The sequence below is a fragment of the Neisseria sp. SLRRB23 genome, from assembly GCF_050896295.1.
Classification (GTDB): domain Bacteria; phylum Pseudomonadota; class Gammaproteobacteria; order Burkholderiales; family Neisseriaceae; genus Neisseria.
On sequence record NZ_JBPBFH010000003.1, the window covers coordinates 1 to 20,517 of the forward strand.

The following is a 20,517-nucleotide window of genomic DNA, read 5'->3' on the forward strand; positions in this document are numbered from 1 at the left end:
CAATGATTTAAGCATATAATAATAAAAATTATATACTCGCAAAATGGAAAACTAATGAAACAAAAGAAGACAGTTCAATGCATCTTACTTGGCTTCGCGGCCGCTTCTATGCACGCTCAAGGGGCGGACGCAAATAAAGGAACAATCGTTAAAGAAGACAACTACACCCTCGTCCTCGCACAAAAAGGGCAAGAGAACAACTACACCTACGATGGCGAAACCGAAGTCAAACCCTTAAATTCCCTCATCATTGCCGCCAACGGCGGTACGAACAACATTACGATAAAAGGCAAATTGGCAGACGGTTCTGCCGATGCCCCGCCGACGATTGACAATAAATCGATTGAAAGAAATATAAATACAAACGGTTATACATACGAATTAACCGAGAAGTTCCAATCAGGGAAACATAGAGGCGGCGCGGTGATGTTGGCGGATCAAAGCTATGAGGGTAAAAACAACATCACTTTTGAAAACGTAACCATAGCCGCCCATAACGCGCCTTACGGCATTTTGTCTTATGACAAAATCAATACGCAAAAATCCGAAAGCTTGGCGCCGGCAACGCTTACCTTTAAAGGGCGCAATACCATCAATGCAGACGCGGACCCGAATGCCAATCCCAGGGTCGAAGGTATTACATTGCTTAATAATGGTGAAAAAGTGGGGGAATATCGTCTTGTTTCCGAAGAAGGCTCGACGCTGAATATCAACATCAAATCAGGAAAAAATATAGGACAAGGCATTACCGCCAACCACTATGGTGACTACGGCACCAACCTCAACAACGCTTCTCCAAGCATCACCACGATGGAGTTCAAGGGCGATGTAAACATTAAAATCGATAGGAACGGACAGGAAGAGGCGGAAGCAAACGGTTTTGGCTTCTATTCAAGCCGCAGACTAGGCAATAAGAAGCAGATTCCGGAAGGTTCTAAGATGGAAGCGATTTTCCGTGGGAATGTCGATATCGTTGCAACGCCGGTTTATGACGAGCAAGGCAGACCCAAAAGTATAGGCAGCGCGTTTGCGATTGACGGGAAAAACAGCAAAGTCGAGGTTGTCGGTGGGGAAGACAAGGTTGTCAAAATCAAAGGCGATATTTTCGCCTATAACGGCGGCAGCGTGAGCGTGAACCTCGCCAACAAAGACTCTTATTTTGAAGGGGAAGCCCATATCGGGAAAAGGAGCTTTGCCAAAGGGAAAGATATGTTTGCCTTAACCGTGGATGCGGACGGATATGAATTAACCCCCGATACAAAGTCGATTGAAAAGAAAAAGAAAGAGCTGGATACTAAGCAGAAAAGATTGCCCCAAAAAAAAGCAGCTTTGGATAGATTCAATCAAGATTTGGATAAATACAATCAAGAATTGGATAAACTAAATAAAGAATTGGCTGAACTAGGTGAAAATGACAACCAAAATAATAAAAAGAGAAAAGAACTAGAAGTAAAAGTAAAACAGCAAGAAAACAAAATTCGGAGCAAAAAAAGGCAAATAGAACATATAAAAGAAAACGACATAGAAAGGGTTGCGGTACTCGAAGAAGAAATCAAAAGATCTGAAGATTTCTTCGATGAAAACGGTTGGATTAAAGACAGCGCAATCGACGACAAAACCAACAACACCGTCAACCTCAAAATAAGCAACGGCGCACGCTGGAAGGTGACCAATGATTCGATGCTGAAAGAATTGGATTTGTCGAAAGGCGCGCGGGTCGAATTTAGCGACAACAATAAATTTGTCAAAGTGTCTGTGAGCAAGCTCAAGGGCGATGGGGGCGTTTTGACGATGTACGGCGACATCGTCAAAGGCGAATCGGACCGGCTGGTTACTCGGAAAGGCAGCGAAGGGACGCACATCATCGAATATAAAGACAATGCAACTGCCGAAACAACCGGTAAGGAATTTTTAAAACTGGTCGAAAACAAGGGCAATCAAGAAGACAATAAAGCGACATACAAATTGAATGTCCGTTGTACGGAACAGGGAGGGTGGTGCTACTCTTTGGGCGGGTCGGGCGAATCTAAAGAGGTTATGATTACCCCCGACGCCAAAAACGATTTCTACCTCTATCCGTCCACATTGACGCCGGGCGCGGGCAGCAGCGTCCTTTTCGGCGAGGCGCTGTATCAGTTGAACGCGGTTGCCAACGCGATTTCCGATGAAACGCTGGTGCAGCGTATGGGCGAAATCCACGCCGACGAAACGCCGCAGAAAGACAACAACGTTTGGATCAAACGCGTCGGCGGAAAATTTACCGGCAGCCGCAGCGATGACAGGATAGGCAGGTACAGCAACCGCTATTGGGGCTTTGCCGGCGGCTTCAACAGGACGGGGTTCGGCGACAAATGGATTCATTACAAAGGGCTGATGCTCCGCCACCTCCAATCGTCCTACACCCCCGAAGACTATGCCGGCAGCGGCAAAATCTACGGCAGGTCGGCAGGCGTTTATTCCACCTGGCTCAACCGGGAAAGCAGGGCTTATTATGATTTGGTCGCCAACATCGCCCGATATAAGGGCAGCTACGGGCTGACCAATTACGTCGGCAAACGGGTCGAATCGAACGAGGCGCGCCTGAATGCCTATATGCTTTCCGCCGAAGTCGGCAGGCGGATGGAAAAACAAGACGGCGGCAAAACCTATTGGTGGCAGCCGGAAGCGCAGTTGTCCTACTGGTTTACGCGAGGCTACGGCTTTTCGCTGTCAAACGGGCTGTCTACCGAGACGGACAATTTCCGCAGCCTGATGGGGCGGTTCGGCTTTCGGGCGGGCGTGGACGGTTTGGACGGCGGCAGGCTGAACATCTACGGCAAGCTGATGTACAAACGCGAGTTTATCGGCACGATCCGCCACAGGTTCAACGGCTCTGCCGTGGAGGAATTCAAACACCGAGGCGGCTGGTTGGAATACGGCTTGGGCGTGGTACACCGCAATGCCGAAAACGGACGGCAGTTTTATTTTGAGGCGCAAAGGTCTTCGATGCACACGATGCGCCAGAATTGGCAGGTCAATATGGGCGTGCGCAGTATGTTCTGATGCGCGGATGCGCCTGAAAACAATCCGGAACGGTCAGACGCGTTCCGGATTGTTTTTTTGTCGGGGGGATTTGTTGATTGGGTCGGTTTTTTTGTTGGGGCGGGGGACGGAGTTTCAGACGGCATCCGCGCACGCCGTTATCACGACTTTTCGTTATTTCCACACTCTTCGTCATTCCCGCGAAAGCGGGAATCTAGAATCTCTAAATTTTCAGCCAACCTTTGAATATTGCCGCTATCCCAAGGGCCGGATTCCCGCCTGCGCGGGAATGACGGTGGGGGACGATGCCGTCTGAAACTCCGTTATTCCCGCCACTCTTCGTCATTCCCGCGAAAGCGGGAATCTAGAATCTCAAACTTTCAGATAATCTTTAAATATTGCCGCTATCCAATGGTCTGGATTCCCGCCTGCGCGGGAATGACGGGCTAAATAATATCAAACCATAAATCCCGCCAAGAAACATTATTTTCTTCAATCAGTTGCAATTTCCAAGCCCTGTTCCATTTCTTCAACTGTTTTTCCCGAGTAATTGCACTCTCCATCGTAGGATGCAGTTCATACCAAACCAGCATAGTAACGTTGTACCGTGATGTAAATCCCTCAATCAAATGCTCCCTATGTTGGTAAATACGTTGCACCAAATCAGATGTAACGCCAATGTATAACGTGCCATTACGTTGGTTTGCTAAAATATAAACCGCAGGCTGCATATGATACCCTTTTGAATTATTTAAATTTATATTCCCGCGAACACCATCCCGTGATTACTTTAACCCTTCGTTATTTCCATAGCTTTCCATCATTCCTGCAACTTTTCGTCATTCCCGCGAAAGCGGGAATCTAGAATCTCTAAAGCTTCAGCTAACCTTTGAATATTGCCGCTATCCCAAGGTCTGGATTCCCGCCTGCGCGGGAATGACGATTTGGAAATTACCCGAAACCCAAAAACAACTGAAACCGAACAGACCGGATTCCCGCTTGCGCGGGAATGACGGTGGAGGGTGGACGATGCCGTCTGAAGCCCGACAAGGCATTTGATGCCGTCTGAAACTCCGTCATTCTTGCAACTTTTCGTCATTCCCGTGAAAACGGGAATCTAGAACCTCAAACTTTCAGATAATCTTTAAATATTGCCGCTATCCAATGGTCTGGATTCCCGCCTACGCGGGAATGACGGCAAACGGGGGATGGGGCATCACGATGCGGCGGCAATGTGTCCGGAATGGGGCGGTTTATCCGAAAAAGCCCATTTTGACTTGGATGAGTTTTTCCAGTTCGTTCAGGATGCGCCGGCGCGAGACGAAAAAGATGATGTGGTCGCCGTCTTGGATGACGGTTTCGGTATGGTGGCCCATAATGGTTTCGCCGGTTTCGGCGCGGACGACGGCGGCAATGTGGCAGCCTTCGGGCCATTTGATGCCGCTGATGCGCCTGCCGATGATGGCGGAAGTTTTTTTGTCGCCGTGCGCGATGACTTCGATGGCTTCCGCCGTGCCGCGCCGGATGGGGTGGACGGCAACGATGTCGCCGCGCCGGATGTGGGCGAGTATCGAGCCGATGGTGATGAGGTGGGGGGAGACGACGATGTCGATTTTGTTGCCTTCGAGCAAATCGACGTAGCTTGAGCGGTTGACGATGCCGATAACGCGCTTCGCGCCGAGGTTTTTCGCCAAAAGGGCGGACATAATGTTGCTTTCGTCGTCGTTGGTCAGGGCGCAGAATACGTCGATTTCGTCGATGTATTCGTTGTCGAGCAGGGTTTCGTCGGTTGCCGAACCTTGCAGGACGAGGGTGTTGTCGAGGTTTTCGGCTATCCATTCGGCACGGCGCGGCCGGCATTCGATGATTTTGACGTTGTATGCGTGTTCGAGCTGCTTGGCGAGGCGGTAGCCGATGTTGCCGCCGCCGGCAATCATGATGCGGCGGGGGCTGGTTTCTTTGGGGCGCAATTCGGGTATGACCGCCCCGATGTTTTCGGCGGCGGCGGCAAACAGGATTTCGTCGCCTTCGATGATGACGGTTTGCGGCGCGGGGACGATGAGGCGGTTGTTGCGGTAAACGGCGCAGATTTGGCAGTCGGCCCCGTCGGGCAAATCTTGGGCGATGTCGGCAATTTCGCGGGTGACGAGCAGCCCGCCGCGCCGCGCCTGTATGATGAACATCCGCACGCGGTCGTCTGCAAAACGTAAAACCTGCAATGCGCCCGGGCAGTCTATCAGACCGGCAAGCTGTTCGGTAACGAGCTGTTCGGGGCTGATGGTTTCGGTTATGCCGAATATGGAAAGGCTGCCGTTTTCGTTGTTTTCGAGCTTGGGGCTGAGGTATTCGAGGTATTCGCTGGAACGGACGCGCGCGATGCGGCCGGGGATGTTGAACAGGTCGGCGGCAACTTTGCAGGCGACGATGTTGGTTTCGTCGCTGCGGGAGAGCGCGAGCAGCAAGTCGGCATCTTCCGCACCAGCGCGTCCTAATGTGAAGGGGGATGCGCCGTTGCCGAAAACGGTTTGGACATCGAGGCGGCTGCCTGTTTCCTGCAATGCTTTTTCGTCGATGTCGATAACGGTTACGTCGTTGTTGGGTATGGCGGCAAGGTTTTGTGCGACGGTAGAACCTACCTGCCCGTTGCCTAAAATGAGGATTTTCACGGTATGGGTCGCCGAGTGATGAAATGGGGGATTGTACCGCAACCGGGGGCGGAAATGCCGTCTGAAGGCAGATTTTGCGTTCAGACGGCATTGCGCCTCAAGATTCGACGGGGATGATGCCGATTTTCGCCTGCCATTTGCGCGGGGCGGTGGCGTGGATGGATTCGCCTTTGCTGTCCACGGCGACGGTTACGGGCATGTCTTTGACTTCAAATTCGTAAATGGCTTCCATACCCAATTCGGGGAACGCCAAGACTTTGGAAGATTTGATGGCTTTTGCCACGAGGTATGCCGCGCCGCCGACCGCCATGAGGTACACGGCTTTGTTGTCGGCGATGGCTTCACAGGTGGCCGCACCGCGCTCGGATTTACCGATCATGCCCAAGAGGCCGGTTTGTTCGAGCATTTGGCGGGTGAATTTGTCCATGCGGGTGGCGGTGGTCGGACCTGCCGGGCCGACGACTTCATCGCCGACCGGATCGACGGGGCCGACGTAGTAAATCAGGCGGTTGGTGAAATCGACGGGCAATTCTTCGCCGTTGTTGAGCATATCGACGAGGCGTTTGTGTGCGGCATCGCGGCCGGTGAGGATTTTGCCGTTCAGCAGCAATACGTCGCCGGTTTTCCAGCTGGCGACTTCTTCTTTGGTCAGCTTATCGACATCGATGCGTTTGCCGTTGTCGGGGCTGTAAGTCAGATCGGGCCAGTCTTCAACGCGCGGCGGGGTCAGTTCGACAGGGCCTGAGCCGTCTAATTCGAACTCTACGTGGCGGGTGGCGGCACAGTTGGGAATCATGGCAATCGGTTTGGAAGCGGCATGGGTCGGGTAATCGAGGATTTTGACATCCAACACGGTGGTCAGACCGCCCAAGCCTTGTGCGCCGATGCCCAGCGCGTTGACTTTTTCAAAGAGTTCGAGGCGCAGGGCTTCGGTGGTGGACAATTCTGCGCCGGACGCTGCTTTTTCCTGCAGCTCTTGAATGTCGATGTGGCTCATCAGGGATTCTTTCGCCATCAACACGGCTTTTTCAGGCGTGCCGCCGATGCCGATGCCCAAGATGCCGGGAGGACACCAGCCTGCGCCCATGGTTGGGATGGTTTTCAATACCCAATCGACGATGTTGTCGGAAGGATTGAGCATGGCGAGTTTGGATTTGTTTTCAGAGCCGCCGCCTTTTGCCGCGCAGGTTACTTCGACTTTGTCGCCCGGCACGATGCTCATATGAATGACGGCAGGGGTGTTGTCTTTGGTGTTTTGGCGTTTGCCCGCGGGGTCGGCGAGGACGGAGGCGCGCAGCGTATTGCCTTCCCAAGTGTAGGCGCGGCGTACGCCTTCGTTAACCATTTCTTCCACGCTCATGTCCGCATCCCATTGGACGTTCATGCCGACTTTGAGGAAGACGGTCGCGATACCGGTATCTTGGCAGATGGGGCGGTTGTTTTCCGCACACATACGGCTGTTGACCAAAATCTGCGTCATCGCGTCTTTGGCGGCAGGATTTTCTTCCTTCTGCCACGCCTTATAAAGCGCGTCGATGTAGTCTTTCGGATGGTAGTAGCTGATGAATTGGAAGGCATCGCAAATGCTTTGGATAAAGTCTTCTTGCTTGATGACGGTCATGATTGTGTTCCTTTTCAAAGTTATGGTAGCAGGTGGTTTGGCTGTTGTTTTAAAACGTATGGCGTGGATTGTTCATTTGAAATGTAATCGTGCTGGTAGTTATCTGGTAAGGCAATGTAAAAATGATAATATTCTGATTTTAATGACCTGCCGCAATGCCGGTTTCAAGCCTGTGATTTACGGCTTAAACTTTGCCGACATGGCGAAACAGTAGAAGGCAGGTTTTATTACGGGCTTGCCCCAAATTTGATTTTCAGTACCGGCAGCGTTATTTTACGGGAACTTCCAAGCTATTGGGCGTAGTCTACAATAGTTTGTCGGATGAGCAAAGTTGCCCGTATATCTTATTTCGTGTTTTCAGACGGCATGGTTGGGAAAGATATGAATGAACCTTATTCAGAGGATGGTATATGCGGTTTTATTTGAAATCGGTGCGCTCTCTGTTTCTTATGAGAAATGCCGTCTGAAACGGTTTCAGACGGCATTTTGTTTAGACGGGGCTTATTTTGCGGCCTGTTCGTCTTCTTTTGCAAAATATTTGGCGTAGATTTTGTCGTATTCGCCGCTTTCACGTACTTTTTTCAACGCATCGTTCAGCATTTTGACGGTCGCTTCGTCGCCTTTGCGTACCGCGATGCCGTAGTGTTCGGTGGTAAAGTCGGGCAGGGTAACGAAGTCCATCCCTTTGGCCGGGTTGTTTTTCACATAATTGGCAATGACCGCGCTGTCGCTGACTACGGAATCCAAGCCGCCGTTTTCCAATTCTTTGATAATCAGGGGAACGCTTTCAAAGCGCGCGATTTTCGGATTGTCGCTGCCCAAGAGTTTGGATACGGAGAAATCGCCTGTGTAGCCGGTAACCACGCCGACTTTGTTCATCTTTTTCAAATCGTCGGAAGAAGATACTTTTTTGCCTTTCGGAACGAGGACGACTTGGGTGATTTCAAAATATGGGTCGCTGAAGTCCATAGACTGTTTGCGGTCGTCGGTAATGGTTACGCCCGACATCACAACGTCCGCATCGCCGTTGTTCAAGGCGGGGAAAAGGCTGTCCCACGGCTGGTGTTTGAATTCGATTTTAAAATTGCCCGCCTTCGCCATTGCGTTCATCAAATCCACATCGAAACCTTCGACATTGCCTTTCGAGTCTAAAGATTCAAAAGGGGCAAACTCGGCGTTGGAAGCCACGCGGTACACTTTGTCGGGGTTGGCGGCAGGCGCGGCGGCATCTTTGCCCTGACCACCGCAGGCAGACAGCGCGAGTGCGGAACAGGCAAGGGCGGCGGCAATCCATTTTTTCATATTCATCAATATTCCTTTCGGTAATCAAAAAGCCTAAAAAATCAGTTTAACACAAAATTAATGTTCTTTTTCACGGAAAAACGCATAAGTAACGTCGTGGAACAAATCCGTATGCGGGCTGTCCTCATAGCTCAATTCTGCCAAGGCGTCCTCAAAAGCAAGCTGAATCGACTCGACCGCGATTTCGGCGGTGTCTGCGGGAAGGGCGCGGATCAGGGCTTTGAAGGCGGTGGACAGGACGTGGTTCTGCATACGCAGCACATCGTTTGCTTCTTCCAGATATTCCAAACGCTGTTCGATGCTGCCCATGATGTATCCTCGCGAATCTGTTAAAATGCGCCATTATATCAAACTGCGCTTTGGGCGCGGGTTTGCCCGCCTGCAAAGATTATAGTGGATTAAATTTAAACCAGTACAGCGTTGCCTCGCCTTGCCGTACTATCTGTACTGTCTGCGGCTTCGTCGCCTTGTCCTGATTTAAATTTAATCCACTACAAGAACCGGAAGCCGAAAAAATGGATACAAACAATCAGGATAAAGAGCCGAATTGGGAAAAACGCCTGGAAAACCTGCGTCAGACGCGCCGTATGAATACCGCGCCTGCCTATGCGCCGCTGACCAAACCCTCTGAAGTCGGAAAGGAAGAGCCGATACCGAAATTGGACGATGCAAACCGAGATCGTGTGTTAAAGGCTTATCTGAAGAAATGGCAGGAGGAACACAACAGCACCGTTGCCGATTGCGGAGAAGAAGTCGAAACCGACCCGATGGTCATGCTTCAGGAAAACTGGCTCAATGCACAGGCTTCCCTGCAAATGTCGGTTTCGGAAAAACACATCGAATCGCAGCGGAAAATCTGGTTCAATGCAAAAAAAGACAGTGTCGAATTTGAAACCGCACAGATTGAGGGCGGGGAAAACGCCGACGAGGCAGAGTCCGGCATGAAGGAGCAGGCGGTTTCGGAAAACGGGGAAAACGATGAGGAAGAAACATTGATGCCCGTCCAAATCAATATTCTGAATCCGAAAGCCGTCAACCGGCGCGAAGTGTTCTGCCTGTCCGAACAGGAGCTGACCGAGCGGCTGATCAANCGCCTGCGCCCACATTTGACCGATACCGTCAACGGCATCATCCGAACGGCGGTGCAAAAGCAGATGGCGCTCTTTACTTATCAGCTCCAGCAAATGCTGCACGAGCAGGCGGGTGCGGTAGTCGAAGACGTGTTGGAACACGATGTCCGCAAAATCCTCAACGACATCAAGTACGAATTAAAATACAAACGCTGATTGCCATGCCGTCTGAAAGCCGTTTCAGACGGCATTTGCATTCTCATCCGACTTGAAAGCCTTATGGAACAGGCGCAAAATATTAATAAATTAAACAACGGGCGCACGCCCCGTTGCCGAACGGACAAAACCGAGGAATTACCGATGAGCAAAAAACTCCACCCGCAGACGCTCGCCATACGCGGCGGCAAAGAACAAACCGGATACCGCGAACACAATCAGGCCTTGTTTCTGACCAGCAGCTTCATGTGGGACAACGCCCAACACGCTGCCGATTTGTTTTCAAAAAAAATCAAAGGGTTCACTTATACCCGTACCGCCAACCCGACCACAGCCGCCTTTGAAAAACGCATCGCCGCTTTGGAAGGTGCGGAACGCGCGGTCGCCACTTCGACGGGTATGTCCGCGATTCAGGCGGCGTTTTTCACCTTCCTGCAGGCGGGCGACCACGTGGTTTCCAGCCGCAGCCTGTTCGGCACGACCGTCGGCTTTATCAATAACATCGTTACCAAATTCGGCATCGAAGTGAGCCACGTGTCGCCGACCGATATAAACGAATGGAAAGCCGCCGTCAAAGCCAACACCAAACTACTGTTTTTGGAAACGCCGTCCAACCCCTTGGGCGAAGTAGCCGACCTGGAAGCCTTGGCGGAATTGGCGCACGGCATCGGCGCGCTCTTGGTGGTGGACAACAGCCTCTTGTCTCCAGTCGGCTCTCAGCCTTTGAAACACGGTGCGGATATTTCCGTTTCCTCCGCAACCAAAGCCATAGACGGACACGGACGCGTGATGGGCGGCGTGTTGGCGGGTTCGGAAGAACTGATGGCACAGGTCGCCATGTATTGCAACTCTTGCGGGCTGGCAATGTCGCCGTTTAATGCGTGGCAGTTGTTGAGCGGCGTGGAAACCCTGTCGCTGCGTATGGAAAAACAGTTCGACAACGCCCTGAAAATCGCGCAATGGCTGCAAGCGCAGCCGCAGGTTCAAGCCGTGTACTACACCGGATTGTCCGACCATCCGCAGGCGGCGCTTATCCGCAAACAGCAAAACGGCGGCGGCATCGTCATCGGCTTTGAAGTTGTCGANCAAGAAGCGGCGTGGAAAGTTGTGGACGGCGTGGAACTCTTTTCCCGTACCGCCAACCTCGGCGACGTGCGCTCGACCATCACCCATCCGTGGACAACCACGCACGGCAGGATGCAGCCCGAAGAAAAACTCGCCGCCGGTATCCGCCCCGGATTGGTGCGCCTGTCGGTCGGTTTGGAATATGTTGGCGATTTGATTGACGATTTGAAACAGGCACTCGCGCGCTGATTGTGTGTTTCAGACGGCATTGGACAGCAGATGCCGTCTGAAACCCTTATCGCGTATGGCATACACATCAACAATAGGAAAAAATATGGATGAAGCAGTTTTTGCCGATTGGGCGTTGAAAATCTGTCTGACCGGCTTGATTATTTTTTTAGGTTTTATCGTTTGGAATTTGGGCAAGGAGTCTAAAGCGGGCAAATTCGGCATCGCCATTTTGTTTTTGGTCTTGGGCTTGGGCGTGTTCGGTTTTGTGTTCAAAGAGTTATTGATTAAGTTTTTGGTATTGCCGAAATAGGTTTGCCGCCTGTCAAAATGCCGTCTGAAATCATAAAAAGTAATCTGCACCCTAAAAGTTTGATTTAACCGCCAACTGATTAAGGTGCGGATTTTTATGACAAAATATAGTGGATTAACAAAAACCAGTACGGCGTTGCCTCGCCTTAGCTCAAAGAGAACGATTCTCTAAGGTGCTGAAGCACCAAGTGAATCGGTTCCGTACTATTTGTACTGTCTGCGGCTTCGTCGCCTTGTCCTGATTTTTGTTAATCCACTATAAAAATCATCTTTCCGCAGTCATTCCCATGGACGCGAAAGCCTGTCTTTTTGAATCCCGGATAATTTTACATCGTCATTCCCGCGTAGGCGGGAATCCAGATCATTGGGTAGCGGCAATGTTCAAAAGTCGTCTGAAAAATCAGAAGTTCTAGATTCCCGTTTTCACGGGAATGACGGAATTTCAGACGGCATCCTCCCACCTCGTCATTCCCGCGCAGGCGGGAATCTAGTCCGTTCGGTTTCGGTCATTTCCGACAAATTCCTGTTGCCTTTCATTTCTAGATTCCCACTTTCGCGGGAATGACGGAGGAGCGGATAAATTCTCGCAATCTAAAACTTCGTCATTTCCATAAAAAAACAGCAACCCGAAACAGCAACTTAAAAACAGCAACCTGAGACCGCGTCATTCCCGCGCAGGCGGGAATCCAGATCATTGGGTAGCGGTAATGTTCAAAAGTCGTCTGAAAAATCAGAAGTTCTAGATTCCCGTTTTCACGGGAATGACGGAATTTTAGACGGCATCCTCCCGCCCCGTCATTCCCGCGCAGGCGGGAATCTAGTCCGTTCGGTTTCGGTCATTTCCGACAAATTCCTGTTGCCTTTCATTTCTAGATTCCCACTTCCGTGGGAATGACGGAGGAGCGGATAAATTCTCGCAATCTAAAATCTCGTCATTCCCGCGCAGGCGGGAATCTAGTCCGTTCGGTTTCGGTCATTTACGATAAATTCCTGTTGCTTTTCATTTCTAGATTCCCACTTCCGTGGGAATGACGGTTTGGAAGTTGCCTGAAACTCGAAAACAACTGTAGTGGTTTAAATTTAAATCAGGACAAGGCGACGAAGCCGCAGACAGTACAAGCAGTACGATAAGGCGAGGCAACGCTGTACTGGTTTAAATTTAAACCACTATAAAACTGAACGAATCGGATTCCCACTTCCGTGGGAATGACAAACTTTAAGGTGTGATGACTTATCCAAAACAGTCGAAACGCAAAAACCGGTTTCTCGTTTGCATAAGAACGGCAAATTTTTCGGTGTCTTGTTTTATGGGCGTTATCCCTTGTCCGTCCCGTAGGGCAGGTAAACGTCGAAGCGGGTGCTTTTGCCGGTGTATTGGTAGGCAGGAGCTTGTCCGGCAAGGTGTTCTCCCAGGCGCGGGCGTTTGACGACGACGCGTTTTTTTGCAGTCTGTCGGGCGGTATGGAGAAGGACGGCCTCATCTTGCGCCTCGCCGACGAGCCGGTGGAAGTAGGCCATTTCTTTTTTGACGGCGGCACTTTTGCGGCGTTCGGGATACATGGGGTCGAGATAGACGATGTCGGGTTTGCCTTGTGTTTGAACAAGTGCGGGCATCTGTTCGGCGGCGTTGCCGAAATGGAGGTTGATGCGGGCGGCGGTGTCTTGCGTTTCGGGATTGAGGAGGGCGCGGCGGATGCCGTCTGAAAGCAGGCAGGCGACGGCGGGATGCTGCTCGAAGGCGGTAACGGACAGTCCGAGCGAGGCGAGGACGAAGCTGTCACGCCCCAATCCTGCGGTTGCATCCCATACGGTGGGGTGCGCGGTATGGTTGACGGCTTTGGCGATGAGTTCGCCTCCGCCTTTTGTGCGCCGGTATTGTGCGGCTCCCGAGGCAAAGTCGACGATGACGCTGCTTTTTTCCCCGACAAGCCTGAGGCTGACGGTATCGTGTTCGGCAAGGAGGTAACTGCCTTGTTTGGGCGGTTGGGAAACGGGCACAAGGGGGAATGCCCGTATCAGGGTGCGGACGGTTTCGGTGGCGGTGTTGTCAATAAGGATGTCGGTCATGGCAGTTTTGTTTGTTCGGAAGCAAGGGGCGGGACCCGCTTTCCCGTGCCGTTTCAGACGGCATTTTTTCGGGTGGGCGGAGATGGTGCGGATGCCGTTTTGCCGTCAGCCGATGTTGAGGCGTTCCATACGGTAGCGCATGGAACGGAAGCTGATGCCCAAGCGTTTGGCGGCCTGCGTGCGGTTGCCTTCGGTTTGTTTGAGGGTTTGTTCGATGATGTCGCGTTCGATTTTGTCGAGATAGTCCTGTATCTGCATGGTATCGGGGTCGAACGGGAGAAGGCGGGACGGTGCGGCGGCTGTTTCAGACGGCAAGGTATCGGCAACGGGGACGGCGGTTTCCGTCCGGACGGGTTTGTGGCGCACATCTTGGATTTGCAGGTCGTCGATTTGCACGGTATGTCCGACGCACAGGGCGACGGCGCGTTCGAGGATGTTTTCGAGTTCGCGGAAATTGCCCGGATAACTGTAATTCAGGAGCATCTGTTGCGCGGCGGGGGAGAGTGTGTAGGGCCGGTTGTTGTGGCTGTGTTTGTACAGGAGGTAGGGGGTGGGCAGCTTCAAATTTTCGCGCATTTCACGCAGGGACGGCATATTGAGGCTGACGACATTGAGACGGTAATACAGGTCTTGGCGGAATGCGCCGCTTTCGACAAGGGCTTCGAGGTTTTTGTGGGTGGCGCAGACGATGCGGACATCGACGGGCTGCTCGGTCGCGTCGCCGATACGGCGCACGGCTTTTTCTTGAATCGCGCGTAAGAGTTTGACCTGCATGGAAAGGGGCAGGTCGGCCACTTCGTCGAGGAAGAGCGTACCGCCGTCGGCATGGCGGAAGAAACCGGCATGGTCTTTGTCGGCACCGGTAAAGCTGCCTTTGCGGTAGCCGAAAAATTCGCTTTCCATCAGGTTTTCGGGAATCGCGCCACAGTTGACGGCGACAAAGGGTTTGTCCGCGCGGTCGGACAGTTCGTGTATGGTGCGCGCCGCTTGTTCTTTACCTGTACCGGACTCACCGGAAATATAGACGGGTACGTTGCCGGGCGCGAGGCGGCGGATGAGGTGGCGGACTTCGACCATCTGCGGAGAGCTGCCGAGCAGACGGGGCATATCGGGTTCCGCATAGGGAAGGGCGGCGGAAACGGGCGGTGCCGTCGGTATCGCGTTTGTAGGTTTCGGGGCTTCAGACGGCATGGGGGAAGAAACGGGGGATGCCGTCTGAACAGGCGGTTCGGCGATTTTGTTTTGGTTTTCGGAAACGGAAATTGCCGATTTGACGAGGGAACGCAGCCGGGCGAGGGTGATGGGTTTTTGGATGTAGTCGAACGCGCCGCAACGCAACGCTTCCTGTGCCTGATCGGCATTGCCGAAGGCGGTGATGACGGCAACCGGCGTATCGAGCAGGCGGCTGTTGATGTGTTGGACGACTTCCAGCCCCGAGCCGTCCGGCATACGCATATCGGTCAGGACGAGCGAATAGCGTTGGCTGTCGAGCTTGTTTTTTGCTTCGGTAACGCCTGACGCGGTATGGACGCGCAGCCCCATTTTCATCAGGGTCATTTCCATCAGGTCGAGAATATCGGTTTCGTCATCGACGACGAGAACGGGATGTTGCAGTTCAGTCATTGCTTTTTTCCGGTAATGCGAGTTCGAAACATTTGGCTTCGGGCAGGTAGGTCAAATCGCCGAAGTTGGCGTGTGCCAGTTCGCGGGCGACATACAGTCCCAAGCCGGTTCCGTTTTTTGCTGTGGTGTAAAAGGGTTCGAACAAGTGCTCCTGCACTTCGGGCGGAACGCCGCCGCCGTCGTCGGCAAACAGGATGCTGATGGTGTTTTTTTGCGCGGGGCGGATGGTGACGGAAATCGAGCCGTTACGTTTGCTGCTGTGCCGCCATGCGTTGTTGCACAGGTTCCACATAATTTGCCTCAAGTGGGCGGAATCGAAATAGGCAGTCAGGTGATTGCCCTGCATATCCAAGCGGATGCAGCCGACGGCATCGGGATTGTTGAGCAGGAATTCCTGTTTGAAGCCTATCCAAAACTGCATCAGGTCGATGGCTTCGCGTTCGGTTTTGTTGCGTTTGTTGAGCGAGGAGATGTCTTCGAGCATTTTGTCGATACGGCGGACGTTGCCGTCGATGATTTCGCAAAGTTTGACCTTGAATGGGTCGGTTTCTTCTTCCTCTGCATTTTCGCGCAACAGGTCGTTCGCATGGCGGATGGCGGACATGGGGTTGCGGATTTCGTGGGCGAGGTTTGCGGTCAGTTGTCCGAGTGCGGCAAGTTTGACGGACAGAGCTTCTGCCTGAATTTCGCTTTGCGGGCGGATGTAGAGGATGAGCAGCTTGTTCTGCTCTTTGTTCATCGGCACGGCGCGGATGCGGGCGGTCAGGGCGGGCGTGTCGATATTGCGTTCGAAAGTACGCGAAGAGGCCTTGTCCCATAAAACGGTAATAGGGTCGAACAGGGCGGTATGCTGTCCGATTTCAAGCATGGGGAGCAGATCTTTTGCCTTTTTATTGAACAGTATGGTCTGATGCTCGACGTTGATGACGACGACCGCTTCCTGAACGCGGTTGAGCACGATTTGGTTCAAGCCCCTGATGCGGCGGTAGGCGACGTGGTTTTCATGGGCAAGTTTGCCGGCACGGTCGATGTATCTGACCGACAGCGAGGCAATCATAGCGACGAAATAGGAGCCGGCTACGAGGACGAAGGTGTTGGTGACGGTTTTTGCATCCAGAATCAGCGGATACATATTGATATTGCTGTCTGCAAGGGCGTTGAATATCAGCAGGATGGATGCATAGCTGGCATAGAGCAGGGGATAACGCCCGTAACTGAGTAGGCAGGAGCTGCCCACGAAGGGCAGGATCAGGATGCCGAACCCCGAATCGATGCCGCCGAACAGGTAGGTCAGCACGCCGATCATCGTGATGTCGGCCACGGCGCTGAAACTCGGTATTCTCAAAGCCTGCCATTGCCATTGCGGGTTGAGGGTGGAAAAGAAAATCAGCCAGCAGGCAATGGCAAGCGACAAGTAAAACGCCCATGCCGTCCATGAGGCGTGCAGGTTTTCATGCCCGCTGACCTCCAACCCGAAGATATGCATAATCAGTAGGGGGAGGACGATGGGGATGCGGGCGATGTTGATCAGATTGGGAATCCGGTCTTTGAGTTTCTCAAGTTCGCGGGCATTGGAAATTACCATAATATGTGCAGAATCGGGTTTATTTCGGGGAAGAAAGCTGTTTCAGGCTGCCCGATATGGGCAACAGTCTGCCTTTTTTGCCGCGTTTTGCCTCAATCAGGGCGACGGGGAGGCGGTCTTTGTGCGCCGCGCCGCGCCTGCCTTCGCTTTCAATCAGGATTTCCGGCTCGGAAGAAACGGCGGTATGCGTCATCGATTCGCCGGCGTTTAATCCGATGATTTGCAGTCCTTTGCCTTTCGCCATAATTTTCAATTCGCCGATGGGGAAGGCGAGGGCGCGGTTTTGATTGGTGGCGGCAATGATTTTGCAGTCGGGGTTGATGAGCGAGGAGGCATAAACCGCAACCGGCGGCAAAACGGTTTCGCCACTGTCCACGGTCATGACCACTTTACCCGCTTTCACGCGCCCGACCATGTCGCCCAGCTTGGCGATGAAGCCGTAGCCGCCGCTGCTTGATAATAAATAATGTTGTTCCGGCAATCCTGTCAACATCGCAACGGGTTTCGCGCCGTTTTGCAGCTCGATTAAGGATGAAACCGGCACGCCGTCGCCGCGTCCGCCGGGGATTTCGGCGGCATCGAGCGTGTAGGTTCTGCCCAATGAATCGAGAATGACGACGGGTAAAACCGTTCTGCCTTCAAGGGTTTGTTTGAGGCGGTCGCCTTCTTTGAACGCGGTTTGGCTCAAATCGAGGTTGTGTCCGGCACGGCTGCGTATCCAGCCTTTTTCCGACAGAATCAGCGTGATGGGTTCGTCGGCGGTGGTTTGTGTCAGCACGGCGCGTCCGGCTTCTTCCACCAGCGTGCGGCGCGCATCGCCAAACTGCTTCATGTCCGCCTGCATCTCTTTGATAATCAGCTTGCGTTTTTCGTTTTCGTCGCCCAAAAGGATGTTCAGACGGCCTTGTTCTTCGCGCAATTCGTTCAATTCTTTTTCGAGTTTGAAACCTTCCAAACGTGCCAACTGGCGCAGGCGGATTTCCAAAATGTCTTCGGCTTGGATTTCGGTCAGCCCGAACGCCGCCATCAAATCGGCTTTCGGGTCGTCCGATTCGCGGATGACTTTAATCACTTCGTCAATGTGCAAAAAGACTTTCAGACGGCCTTCGAGGATGTGCAGCCGTTTTTCCACTTGGTTCAAACGGAATTTCAGACGACGTGTTACGGTAACGACGCGGAAATCCAGCCATTCCTGCAAAATCGTTTTCAGGTTTTTCTGCGCGGAGCGGTTGTCCAAACCCATCATCACCAAGTTCATGGACACATTGCCTTCCAGCGAAGTTTGCGCCATCAGCGTGTTGATGAAGGTATCGGTATCGATGCGGCTGGATTTTGGCTCGAACACCAGACGCACGGGATGTTCGCCGTCTGACTCGTCGCGCACGCGGTCAATTAAATCCAGCATCAGCTTTTTGGTATTAAGCTGGTCTTGGTTGAGCTGCTTTTTACCCGCTTTCGGTTTCGGGTTGGTTTGTTCTTCGATTTCGGCAAGGATTTTGGCGGAATTGGTGTTCGGCGGCAGCTCGGTTACGATGACGCGCCACTGTCCGCGCGCCAGCTTCTCGATTTCGTAACGCGCACGCACGCGCACGCTGCCTTTGCCGGTTTCGTAAATGCGGCGCAATTCGTCCGTCGGCGTGATGATTTGACCGCCGCCGGCAAAATCGGGCGCGGGGATGTACTGCATCAGGTCGGCGGTCTCCAGCGTCGGTTTTTTCAACAACGCAATCGCCGCCTGCGTGACTTCGTTCAAATTGTGCGACGGAATTTCGGTCGCCATGCCCACCGCGATGCCTGACGCGCCGTTGAGCAAGACCATAGGCAGACGTGCTGGCAGGTGTACAGGCTCGTCAAACGCGCCGTCGTAGTTCGGCACAAAATCCACCGTCCCCTGATTGATTTCGGACAACAGCAATTCCGCAATCGGCGTCAGCCGCGCTTCGGTGTAACGCATCGCCGCCGCCCCGTCGCCGTCGCGTGAACCGAAGTTGCCGATGCCGTCGATTAAGGGATAGCGCAAGGTAAAATCCTGCGCCATGCGAACCATCGCCTCATAGGCAGAACTGTCGCCGTGAGGGTGGTATTTACCCAAAATCTCGCCGACCACGCGCGCCGATTTCACCGGCTTCGCGCCCGCCGTCAGACCCATATCGCGCATCGCAAACAAAATACGCCGTTGCACAGGCTTCTGGCCGTCTGAAACTTCAGGCAGCGCGCGGCCTTTGACCACGCTCATGGCGTATTCGAGATAGGCGCGTTCAGCGTATTGACCGAGGATCAGCGTATTGGAATCGGTATGGGAAGCGTGCGGTTGCGTATTCATTGTGTATGCGGAATGTAAAGCAAAGGACATTATTGTAAATCAAAACGGCAAACCATAGTGGGCACCGTGTCTAAATCTGAATCAAAATACGGGAAATGTGAAAATATGTTATAAATACCGTTTTCCCACTTTCACACATTGGAGACGATATGGAACTGGTATTTATCCGCCACGGACAAAGCGAATGGAACGCGAAAAACCTGTTTACAGGCTGGCGCGACGTGAAGCTGAGCGAGCAGGGGCTTGCCGAGGCTGCCGCCGCCGGTAAAAAACTGAAAGAAAACGGCTATGAGTTCGACATCGCCTTCACATCCGTCCTGACCCGCGCGATTAAGACCTGCAACATCGTTTTGGAAGAATCCGACCAACTGTTCGTACCGCAAATCAAAACATGGCGGCTGAACGAACGCCACTACGGCCAACTGCAAGGTTTGGACAAAAAACAAACCGCCGAAAAATACGGCGACGAGCAAGTCCGCATCTGGCGGCGCAGCTACGACAACCTGCCGCCGCTTTTGGACAAAGACGATGAGTTTTCCGCACACAAAGACCGCCGCTATGCCCATCTGCCTGCCGATGTCGTACCCGACGGCGAAAACCTGAAAGTAACGCTGGAGCGCGTATTACCGTTTTGGGAAGACCAAATCGCCCCCGCGATTTTGAGCGGCAAACGCGTCTTGGTAGCGGCGCACGGCAACTCCCTGCGCGCACTGGCAAAACACATCGAGGGCATTTCCGACGAAGACATCATGAGCTTGGAAATCCCGACCGGTCAGCCGCTGGTGTACAAATTAGACGACAACCTGAAAGTCATCGAAAAATTCTACCTGTAAGGGTTTGAAATAAAAAATGCCGTCTGAAGCACAGCGTTTCAGACGGCATTTTTGACGGTACCGAAACCGAACGCCCTAGATTCCCGCCTGCGTGGGAATGACGAGATTTTAAGTTACGGTAAGTTATCGGAAAAACAGTAACCGCTCCGCCGTCATTCCCGCGAAAGCGGGATTGGCGATTCATCAGTTTCCCGAAATTCCGACATAACCGAAACCGAACGTCCTAGATTCCCGCCTGCGCGGGAATGACGGGATTTTAAGTTACGGTAAGTTATCCGAAAGTCATACCCTCCACGGCGGTAATTCGCACCAACGCGGTTTTCTGGAACCTTTGAATTTTCAGACAACCTTTGAATATTGCCGCTGTCCCGCGTTCTGGATTCCCGCCTGCGCGGGAATGACGATTTATAAGTTTCCCGAAACGCCCGAAAAAACCGAAATCCGACAGGCAGGATTTTTGCTTTCGTGGGGATGACGGGATTTTAAGTTACGGTAAGTTATCGGAAAGACAGAAACTTCTCCGCCGTCATTCCCGCGAAGGCGGGAATCCGGACACCCGAAACCGCAGGAATTTATCCGAAACAA

Annotated in this window: 15 protein-coding genes; 6 read left to right on the forward strand and 9 right to left on the reverse strand. The window is 52.6% G+C overall.

The features are described 5' to 3' along the window. The first annotated feature begins 54 nt into the window (after positions 1 to 54). The gene (locus ACRPFF_RS01090) at positions 55 to 3,042 is read left to right on the forward strand and encodes an autotransporter outer membrane beta-barrel domain-containing protein (RefSeq protein ID WP_432673566.1); all 2,988 of its coding nucleotides are present in this window, start codon (positions 55 to 57) and stop codon (positions 3,040 to 3,042) included. Between the two features lie 425 nt (positions 3,043 to 3,467). Here the strand turns inward: ACRPFF_RS01090 and ACRPFF_RS01095 are convergent, their stop codons facing one another. From ACRPFF_RS01095 to ACRPFF_RS01105, 3 genes are all read right to left on the reverse strand, one after another. Continuing rightward, complete coding sequence (locus tag ACRPFF_RS01095) at positions 3,468 to 3,752, reverse strand: GIY-YIG nuclease family protein (protein ID WP_250314247.1); 285 nt, start codon at positions 3,750 to 3,752, stop codon at positions 3,468 to 3,470. A 522-nt stretch (positions 3,753 to 4,274) separates the two neighbouring features. Continuing rightward, entirely contained in the window at positions 4,275 to 5,687 is a 1,413-nt protein-coding gene (gene trkA, locus ACRPFF_RS01100; RefSeq protein ID WP_432673567.1) for a Trk system potassium transporter TrkA, read from the reverse strand. Positions 5,688 to 5,784: 97 nt separating this feature from the next. Beyond that, positions 5,785 to 7,308, reverse strand: coding sequence for a fumarate hydratase (locus ACRPFF_RS01105; protein WP_432673568.1), 1,524 nt, complete (start codon positions 7,306 to 7,308; stop codon positions 5,785 to 5,787). On the opposite strand from ACRPFF_RS01105, the gene ACRPFF_RS01110 reads away from it, so the two are divergent. Then, on the forward strand, positions 7,307 to 7,522 hold the full coding sequence (locus ACRPFF_RS01110; RefSeq protein WP_432673602.1) for a glutathione peroxidase: 216 nt from the start codon (positions 7,307 to 7,309) through the stop codon (positions 7,520 to 7,522). The genes ACRPFF_RS01105 and ACRPFF_RS01110 overlap by 2 nt on opposite strands. Positions 7,523 to 7,809: 287 nt before the next feature. Here the strand turns inward: ACRPFF_RS01110 and ACRPFF_RS01115 are convergent, their stop codons facing one another. Next, positions 7,810 to 8,616, reverse strand: a complete 807-nt coding sequence (locus ACRPFF_RS01115; protein WP_314169948.1) for a basic amino acid ABC transporter substrate-binding protein — start codon at positions 8,614 to 8,616, stop codon at positions 7,810 to 7,812. Between the two features lie 51 nt (positions 8,617 to 8,667). Continuing rightward, positions 8,668 to 8,919 (reverse strand): NGO1151 family protein, encoded by a 252-nt coding sequence (locus tag ACRPFF_RS01120; RefSeq protein ID WP_432673569.1) that lies wholly within the window; start codon positions 8,917 to 8,919, stop codon positions 8,668 to 8,670. A gap of 206 nt (positions 8,920 to 9,125) precedes the next feature. Between ACRPFF_RS01120 and ACRPFF_RS01125 the strand changes: the two genes are divergently transcribed. The 3 genes from ACRPFF_RS01125 (at position 9,126) to ACRPFF_RS01135 (ending at position 11,502) form a co-directional block, all read left to right on the forward strand. Next, positions 9,126 to 9,896, forward strand: coding sequence for a hypothetical protein (locus tag ACRPFF_RS01125; protein ID WP_432673570.1), 771 nt, complete (start codon positions 9,126 to 9,128; stop codon positions 9,894 to 9,896). 144 nt (positions 9,897 to 10,040) lie between these two features. Beyond that, on the forward strand, positions 10,041 to 11,210 hold the full coding sequence (gene metZ, locus ACRPFF_RS01130) for an O-succinylhomoserine sulfhydrylase (protein ID WP_432673571.1): 1,170 nt from the start codon (positions 10,041 to 10,043) through the stop codon (positions 11,208 to 11,210). Positions 11,211 to 11,295: 85 nt separating this feature from the next. Further along, complete coding sequence (locus ACRPFF_RS01135) at positions 11,296 to 11,502, forward strand: DUF2788 domain-containing protein (RefSeq protein ID WP_002212781.1); 207 nt, start codon at positions 11,296 to 11,298, stop codon at positions 11,500 to 11,502. Positions 11,503 to 12,815: 1,313 nt separating this feature from the next. Here the strand turns inward: ACRPFF_RS01135 and ACRPFF_RS01140 are convergent. From ACRPFF_RS01140 to parC, 4 genes are all read right to left on the reverse strand, one after another. Next, positions 12,816 to 13,568 carry a class I SAM-dependent methyltransferase gene (locus tag ACRPFF_RS01140; RefSeq protein WP_432673572.1) on the reverse strand — a complete coding sequence of 251 codons (753 nt, stop codon included), beginning with the start codon at positions 13,566 to 13,568 and terminating at the stop codon, positions 12,816 to 12,818. Between the two features lie 105 nt (positions 13,569 to 13,673). Then, positions 13,674 to 15,191 carry a sigma-54-dependent transcriptional regulator gene (locus ACRPFF_RS01145; protein WP_432673573.1) on the reverse strand — a complete coding sequence of 506 codons (1,518 nt, stop codon included), beginning with the start codon at positions 15,189 to 15,191 and terminating at the stop codon, positions 13,674 to 13,676. Then, positions 15,184 to 16,776 carry a sensor histidine kinase gene (locus ACRPFF_RS01150; protein WP_432673574.1) on the reverse strand — a complete coding sequence of 531 codons (1,593 nt, stop codon included), beginning with the start codon at positions 16,774 to 16,776 and terminating at the stop codon, positions 15,184 to 15,186. The genes ACRPFF_RS01145 and ACRPFF_RS01150 overlap by 8 nt, the downstream gene beginning before the upstream one ends. Positions 16,777 to 16,795: 19 nt before the next feature. Then, positions 16,796 to 19,099, reverse strand: a complete 2,304-nt coding sequence (gene parC / locus ACRPFF_RS01155; RefSeq protein WP_432673575.1) for a DNA topoisomerase IV subunit A — start codon at positions 19,097 to 19,099, stop codon at positions 16,796 to 16,798. Between the two features lie 149 nt (positions 19,100 to 19,248). Here parC and ACRPFF_RS01160 point away from each other — a divergent pair, with 149 nt between their 5' ends. After that, positions 19,249 to 19,932 (forward strand): 2,3-diphosphoglycerate-dependent phosphoglycerate mutase, encoded by a 684-nt coding sequence (locus ACRPFF_RS01160; RefSeq protein ID WP_432673576.1) that lies wholly within the window; start codon positions 19,249 to 19,251, stop codon positions 19,930 to 19,932. Positions 19,933 to 20,517 lie beyond the last annotated feature (585 nt).